Annotated in this window: 7 protein-coding genes; 4 read left to right on the top strand and 3 right to left on the bottom strand. The window is 34.6% G+C overall.

Going from position 1 to position 7148, the window contains the following annotated elements:
- Positions 1-458 precede the first annotated feature (458 nt).
- Complete coding sequence (ndk, locus tag ACFIO3_RS06450; RefSeq protein ID WP_375607689.1) at positions 459-881, top strand: nucleoside-diphosphate kinase; 423 nt, start codon at positions 459-461, stop codon at positions 879-881.
- A 334-nt stretch (positions 882-1215) separates the two neighbouring features.
- Here the strand turns inward: ndk and pgsA are convergent, their stop codons facing one another.
- The 3 genes from pgsA to ACFIO3_RS06435 all read right to left on the bottom strand — a co-directional run bounded on the left by pgsA (position 1216) and on the right by ACFIO3_RS06435 (position 5069).
- Positions 1216-1797 (bottom strand): CDP-diacylglycerol--glycerol-3-phosphate 3-phosphatidyltransferase, encoded by a 582-nt coding sequence (gene pgsA / locus ACFIO3_RS06445; RefSeq protein ID WP_375607688.1) that lies wholly within the window; start codon positions 1795-1797, stop codon positions 1216-1218.
- Positions 1798-1867: 70 nt separating this feature from the next.
- Positions 1868-3847 (bottom strand): excinuclease ABC subunit UvrC, encoded by a 1980-nt coding sequence (uvrC, locus tag ACFIO3_RS06440; protein ID WP_375704212.1) that lies wholly within the window; start codon positions 3845-3847, stop codon positions 1868-1870.
- A gap of 358 nt (positions 3848-4205) precedes the next feature.
- Positions 4206-5069, bottom strand: a complete 864-nt coding sequence (locus ACFIO3_RS06435; protein ID WP_375607686.1) for a 23S rRNA (adenine(2030)-N(6))-methyltransferase RlmJ — start codon at positions 5067-5069, stop codon at positions 4206-4208.
- A gap of 1107 nt (positions 5070-6176) precedes the next feature.
- Between ACFIO3_RS06435 and tatA the strand changes: the two genes are divergently transcribed.
- The 3 genes from tatA to ACFIO3_RS06420 all read left to right on the top strand — a co-directional run.
- Positions 6177-6488, top strand: coding sequence for a twin-arginine translocase TatA/TatE family subunit (tatA, locus tag ACFIO3_RS06430; RefSeq protein WP_375607685.1), 312 nt, complete (start codon positions 6177-6179; stop codon positions 6486-6488).
- A gap of 54 nt (positions 6489-6542) precedes the next feature.
- Positions 6543-6980, top strand: a complete 438-nt coding sequence (tatB, locus tag ACFIO3_RS06425) for a Sec-independent protein translocase protein TatB (RefSeq protein ID WP_375607684.1) — start codon at positions 6543-6545, stop codon at positions 6978-6980.
- Positions 6977-7148 (top strand): twin-arginine translocase subunit TatC (locus ACFIO3_RS06420; RefSeq protein WP_375704213.1); only part of this gene is annotated, 172 nt, incomplete at its 3' end. The genes tatB and ACFIO3_RS06420, both read left to right, overlap by 4 nt.

Genomic DNA, 7148 nt, shown 5'->3' with positions numbered 1-7148 from the left:
GAGGCCCATTATGTTAAAGGACGTAAAACAAAACAGTCCCTTCAGGGTATTTTAGGTGTACGCTATAGTTTTTAATTTATAGGGGTATTTTTTGATTGATTTCAGTGTGTGAGGGGATTTTCAAACCTAGATATGAAATGTCTAGGTTCGCTTTCTTAAAAAAATAAAGCTTTCATAAAAGGTATATATATTTTTACGTGTTGGATTTTTCTTATAATTTTTTATTGCTTAAATGATAATTTTGATGAGAAGCATTTGGGAGTATAAAAGAAGCTTCAACATTTTCTGAGAGGCGGGTACACTCTTATAATGTATTTCTATTTTTATTAAGTGTTCTTTATAATTCATTCTATATTTTTGAGAATTTTTGTAGATTTTTGCAGAGTCACTTGGCAAAAGGCTGCTTGCTCGTTATAGAAATAGCCAGAGAATGTTATCAATGAAATAAAGGTGGTTAAATGGCTTTAGAGCGTACTTTTTCGATGATTAAACCAGATGCAACACGTCGTAATTTGACGGGTGCAATTACGAAAATGCTTGAGGATGCAGGACTGCGTGTTATTGCATCTAAACGTGTCTGGATGAGTAAGCGTGAGGCTGAAAAATTCTATGCTGTTCATAAGGAGCGTCCTTTTTTTAGCGAATTGGTGGAATTTATGTCTTCTGGTCCAACAGTGGTACAGGTTCTAGAAGGCGAGAATGCAATAGCTAAAAACCGTGAAGTAATGGGGGCTACGAATCCTAGTGATGCAGAAGAAGGGACAATTCGTAAGGTTCATGCTTTATCGATTGGCGAAAATTCTGTCCATGGATCCGATAGTGCTGAAACAGCAAAAACAGAAATCGCTTTTTGGTTTTCTGAGATAGAAATTGTTGCTTAATAAAAGCGTAAAGTAAATAAGAAGCAAAAAACTTGAAAAACTATGTTTCGGGTTTTTTGCTTACAAAGTTATAGATTTTTTTGCAAAGACATATCGCATTCATCGTTTTTTTAGCTTTTAATGTTGCGACTGCTTTTGCGAGGCGGGACAAAAAGCATATTTATTTTTTTCTTAAAGAGTTTTTATCTATATGCCAGCTTCGTTTGTGATGTGCAAAAGAAGTGTTTTGATTGATTGTTCGTGAATAGATTTAAAATAAGTAAGCCTCACGGGCTTTCTTCTTTTGTTTAAGGGCAAAAAGGTAAATTATCATTATAAATCTTACATATTCTTTTCACAAAATAACATGCTTTAAACCTGCACGAAAATAATCCCATCCTGTCCACAATGTAAGGAGAGCAGCAATCCACAGCATAGTAATGCCAAATTCTACCGTATAAGGGAAAATTTTATTACCGGCCGGTCCCGCTAAAAGAAAGATAATAGCGATCATTTGTACAAAAGTTTTCCATTTCGCAAGACGAGAAACTGGAACACTCACTTTTAATTCAGCTAAATATTCACGTAATCCTGATACAAGAATTTCGCGGCAAAGAATGATAATGGCTGCCCATAGAGTCCATCCAGCGATAGTGCTGTCTGCGGCAAGCAAGAGCAAACAAGCAGAGACGAGAAGTTTATCGGCAATTGGATCTAACATGCGACCAATATTGGATGTTTGTTCCCAAATACGGGCAAGGTAACCGTCAAGAAAATCGGTAATAGATGCAATAATAAAAATGGAAACGGCAATCCAGCGTGCGATATCACTTGATTGTAGGCGTCCTTCTACAAAAAAGCAGGCTACAACCATTGGAACTGCAACAATTCGTGCATAAGTTAAAATATTTGGAAAAGAAAAAGTATGATTTTTCATAGAGCCATTTTAAATTTTTGTGAAAAAATATATTCCCTAAACGTAACAAGGCGGAGGTTATGAAACAAGTCTATTTTTCATGAAAATGGTTATGAATTTTCTGTGCAATTGTCATAGAGATTCCCGTAACTTTTTTTAAATCTTCAAGTGAGGCATTAGCAATAGCTTTGGCACTTCCAAAATGATGAAGCAACGCACGCTTTCTTGTTGGACCGATATTTTCGATTTTATCAAGAGGGTTTTTGAATGTTGCTTTTTTTCGTTTTATTCTATGCGTTCCAATGGCAAAACGATGAGCTTCATCACGCAAACGTTGCAGAAAATAAAGGATAGGATCACGTGGGGGAAGTGTAAAGGAGGAGGAACCTTTTATAAAAAATCGTTCACATCCTGCATTACGGTCAACACCTTTAGCGATTCCAACAACTGTGAAGAGGTCATTTAATTGTAATTCATCAAGTATTGCATGTACACTGTTGATTTGTCCTTCGCCTCCATCAATTAAGATAAGATCAGGCCAGATGGGAAAAAGATCATCATCTTTTATGTCATGATTTCTATTGGGGAGATCATGCTCTTTGATAAGGCGTGAAAATCTTCGTTTAATCACTTCTTTCATCATGCCAAAATCATCGCCAGGCGTAATATCTGTTGAGCGAATATTGAATTTGCGGTATTGATTTTTAACAAATCCCATTTGACCAGCAACAATCATTACACCTACAGCATTTGTTCCCATAATATGAGAATTGTCATAGACTTCTATGCGGCGCGGAGGAGAAGGAAGTTGGAATGTTTCAGCAAGACCTTGAAGCAATTTTGTATGGGTGGCTGTTTCAGCAAGCTTATGTTCAAGTGCTTCATGAGCATTCAGATAGGCATGATTAACAAGATTTTTCTGTTCACCTTGTTTGGGTAGAGAGAGAGAGACTTTGTGATTTGCTTTAAGACTAAACGCTTCTGTAAGAAGTGTCTTTTCTTCAATTTCTTCAGATAAAAGGATGCTTTTGGGAAGTGGTTTATCATCATAAAATTGGGCAAGAAAACTTGCTAAAATTTCAGTACGGGAAAAAGAGGGATCTGCTTTAGGAAAATAAGCACGGTTTCCCCAATTTTGCCCCATGCGAAAAAAGAACACTTGGATACAGGTCATTCCTTCTTTTTGCGCAATCGCAAAAACATCCGCTTCTTTTATCGTTTGAGGATTTATACCTTGATGGCTTTGTATGTGAGAAAGGGCTGATAGGCGGTCACGATAGGAAGCTGCTTGTTCAAAATCAAGATTTTCTGCGGCTTTATGCATAGCTTGAACCATATCGTTTTTAACAGATTGATCTTTTCCCGAAAGGAATGCTTTTGCTCCTTTTACCAGTTCTTTATAATCACTGTCACTAATTTCATGTGTACAAGGTGCAGAACATCGCTTAATTTGATAAAGCAAACAGGGGCGTGTACGGTTTTCAAACACTGCATCGGTACAGGTCCGTAATAAAAAAGCGCGTTGTAAAACATGAAGTGTTTGTGTTACCGCACCAGCAGAGGCAAAAGGACCAAAATAATGGGCTTTTCGTGTTCGAGCACCACGATGTTTATAAAGTGCAGGTGCTCGATGATCATCTGTAATCATAATATAAGGGAAACTTTTATCATCACGCAGGAGTACATTAAAATGTGGACGCAATCTTTTGATCAGATTGGCTTCTAAAAGAAGAGCTTCTGTTTCAGTGTGGGTGACAATAAATTCCATATGATATGTTGCACGAATCATGCGAGTAATACGATTATTATGTCTTTGTTCACGTGTATAGTTTGAAACACGTTTTTTGAGATTACGGGCTTTGCCAACATAGAGAATATCACCATTTTCACCAATCATCCGGTAAATCCCTGGCTTATGCGGAAGGTGTCTAACAAACTCTTGTATGAATTTGACACCTTGGAATTGATTTTTCTCATTACTTTGATTGGCATTATTCCACGTAATGTTAGAGAGAAAAGAAAGTTTTTCTCGTTCATTTTGCGAACAATTTATATTATTTTTTAGGACCATTCCGTTTATTAAGAATATGTTTTTTGTTTAATATATAAAATATTCTTTTCTATAAATAGCGCATTATAGCATAAGAATATGACTTTAGAGTACCTATTTTTCATAAAATATGAGGGGTGTTATTTAAGACAGATTTATGAATTCACTCAATTTATTCGTTAAAATGGTCAAAATAGAAAATCCATCATGATAAGAGCATAAACTTTCTCAAAAAGAGAAAAAATTAATTCACGCTAATCGTTATTCGTTTATCATTATTATATGTTTATATAATCTAAAAAAATCAAAGAGTTATAGCATTTAATACCTTTGTATCTTAATCACGATATTTTCATTTAAGGGAAATATAGGGAAAAATCTAACATAACAGATGTTCTTTTTGAATCCACTTATGCGTTATTTGGGCATTTTCATCTTGACCAAGACGATTGATAAGAAAGGGGGTGAGTTTTTTCATTTCTTCTTCCAAAAGATAGGGAGGGTTAATAATAATCATACCGCTTCCATTCATTGTAGGTGATGTTGATTTTTTTCGGATACGCATTTCAAGCTGGAGAATTTTAGGAATTCCTGTTTGATAAAGCGCATGAAGAAAACTTTCAATTTCTTTGTCATATTTAACAGGATACCATAAAGCGTAGATCCCTCCAGAAAAACGGCGATAGGCTTTCATTAATCCCTCAATAAGGCGGGAAAATTCTCCAGTTTTTTCAAAGGGAGGGTCAACAAGGATAAACCCACGTTTTTCTTTTGGTGGTAAATGAGCATTTAAGGAAAGCCAACCATCTAAATGCAGAACTTTTGTCTGATAATCGCCGGCAAAGTTTTTTGCTAAAATGTGATAATCTTCATTATGCAATTCTATCGCAGTGAGGCGATCTTGTTTCCGTAATAATTGGCGAATAAGAACGGGAGATCCAGGATAAAATACAATTTCTTTTTCCCCTTTATTGAGGACATTAATGATATCATACCACGGATCAAGAAGTGCTCTTAAATCTTTTGGGATAGGAGTTGAAAAAATGCGTTGAACACCTTCACGCCACTCTCCTGTTTTATGTGCTTCTAAAGAAGAGAGGTCATAAATGCCGATTCCTGCATGTGTGTCTATAACGCGAAAAGCTTTTTCTTTGCGTTTGAGATATTCTACAATGCGAGTGACAATAATGTGTTTAAAAACATCAGCAAAATTCCCAGCATGATAAATATGCCTATAATTCATTGAAGAAACTCTATAATATGGATAACTATATCAGATTATTAGCATAGAATAATAGAATTGATATCCATAAAAATTTTCTTGTAGAAATCAAATAAGACTCTCATTAAAAAATTGTACGCATAAAATATTAATATCATGGAGGCATTTATTCATTAGGATTTTAAATCTTTTATATGAAAGTTGGATAGTAAGAGGGTGAACATTTCACTGGAATCTCTCTATTGAATAAAGATGAAAGCGGGCATCGTCATATTCCTAATATTGTGACTTATTTACTAGCGCTCTTGACACTTGAGCTGGTCTATAAGGGCTATTTTAATAGTTTTTATCTCTCTATGCTAACCTTGTTTATGATGTGCAAGTGAGTGATTTTTATAAATGAATATATTTTATGCGTTAATAAAACATATTCCCAGATATGATCACGTGCACAAATGTTGCCTCATATGCATTTTGAGTGAGCCCATATTGCGGTATCACACTTAATGTTTAGAAAAGTATGATGTTGCACCTTTTAAAAATTTGACTGATTGATTGACGACGATCATTGATCATATTGCTTATGAAAAATTGATATCAGGATTCCTGCAACGCAAAGAGTTATTGAAAATATTATTCGTAAGAGATAGGTTTTAAGGAACCTTTAATGTTAGATGATGTGTCAAAAAAAGCTCTTGCAGGGAATATACTTTCGGAAAATTTTAGATACATGTAAATTTTTTATAGAAGGTTATGATATTATTCTCATTGGTAAAGTTGATTAGGGAGAGATATTCACAATTTCATGTATGATACCGTTTTTAAAAGGAAAGACATTGGATACAATATTTGCAGGAAGATGAGCCGTCCAAGAGATCATATGAAGTTTCTTTAGAAAAGTTTTTAAGCCTTTTGAACTTTATAGGAAGTGGTTTATAATTTTTGAATGGTTTATATTATAATGCCCTAAAAGGGATGAGAGGATAAAAGGTTCTTTTGCACTAAAAGGCGTGTGATTGCTTTTAAGTTGAGAAAAAAATATATAAGTAAAATACATGGTATTTGATATATTACTTCAGAGTAAGCATGCACAAATGAAATCAAATTTAAAAGCATAGAGTTAAAAAAATGGGTAATATTTTTTCACCAACGCATTTAATTGTAATTTTACTGATTATATTTGTGCTTTTCGGGCGCGGTAAAATTTCTGAATTAATGGGTGATGTTGCTAAGGGAATTAAGGCTTTCAAAAAGAATATGAAGGAAGACGATGACAGCATTGAGGATAAAGTTGAAATGGCAGCTCCTTCTCAAATGATTGATATAGAACCTCAACAATCTCAGCCATTATCGGTGAAACATGTAACCGCACGCAAAAAGGCTTCTTCTGCCTCTAAAAGAGGCAAGGCATCTATTACTAAAAAACAGCGTGTCAAATAACAAAAACGTTATCATCATTGTGCATTATTTTTTACGGGGAAGTCGAGTTAAGAGATGTTTGGGATTGATGGGTCGGAGTTTGTTGTAATCTTACTTGTTCTCATTATTGTCATTGGACCGAAAGATTTACCTAAAATACTAAAGGCAATAGCAAAGGTAAGAGCTTATGTATGTTCAACAGTAAATGAACTTCGTTACCAGTTTGATGATGCAATAAGACAAATTGAGCTCGATAATTTGCAAAAAACATGTTCAGATATTAATGATCTTAATCCAAGTAAGAAGTTGACAGAGACTTTTGATCCCATACAGGATGCAGTAGAGGATATCCATGATAATTCTGATGTTAAGGCAACACATCATAAATTAGAAAAAGATGAAGAACTTTGGGCGTGTGATCAAAAGACAACCAATACAGATGTGATATCTATTACACCCTATCATTCTGAAAGCATTTTTGTCGTTTCTAAAGATAAAGAAGATGTATCATGAATGTTAAGAAAGATGAAGTTGATGCCAATATGGCAACACTTATAGAACATTTAATTGAACTTCGTCAGCGAATTATTGCTACCTTGGTTGTATTTTTGATCACTTTTATGATGTGTTTTTTTGTTAAAGATTATATCTTAAGTTTTTTACTATGGCCGTATCAGTGGG

Source organism: Bartonella sp. AD328YNZD, from assembly GCF_042196425.1.
Note: the sequence above shows the minus strand (reverse complement) of the source record. Positions and strands in the feature narration are given on the sequence as shown.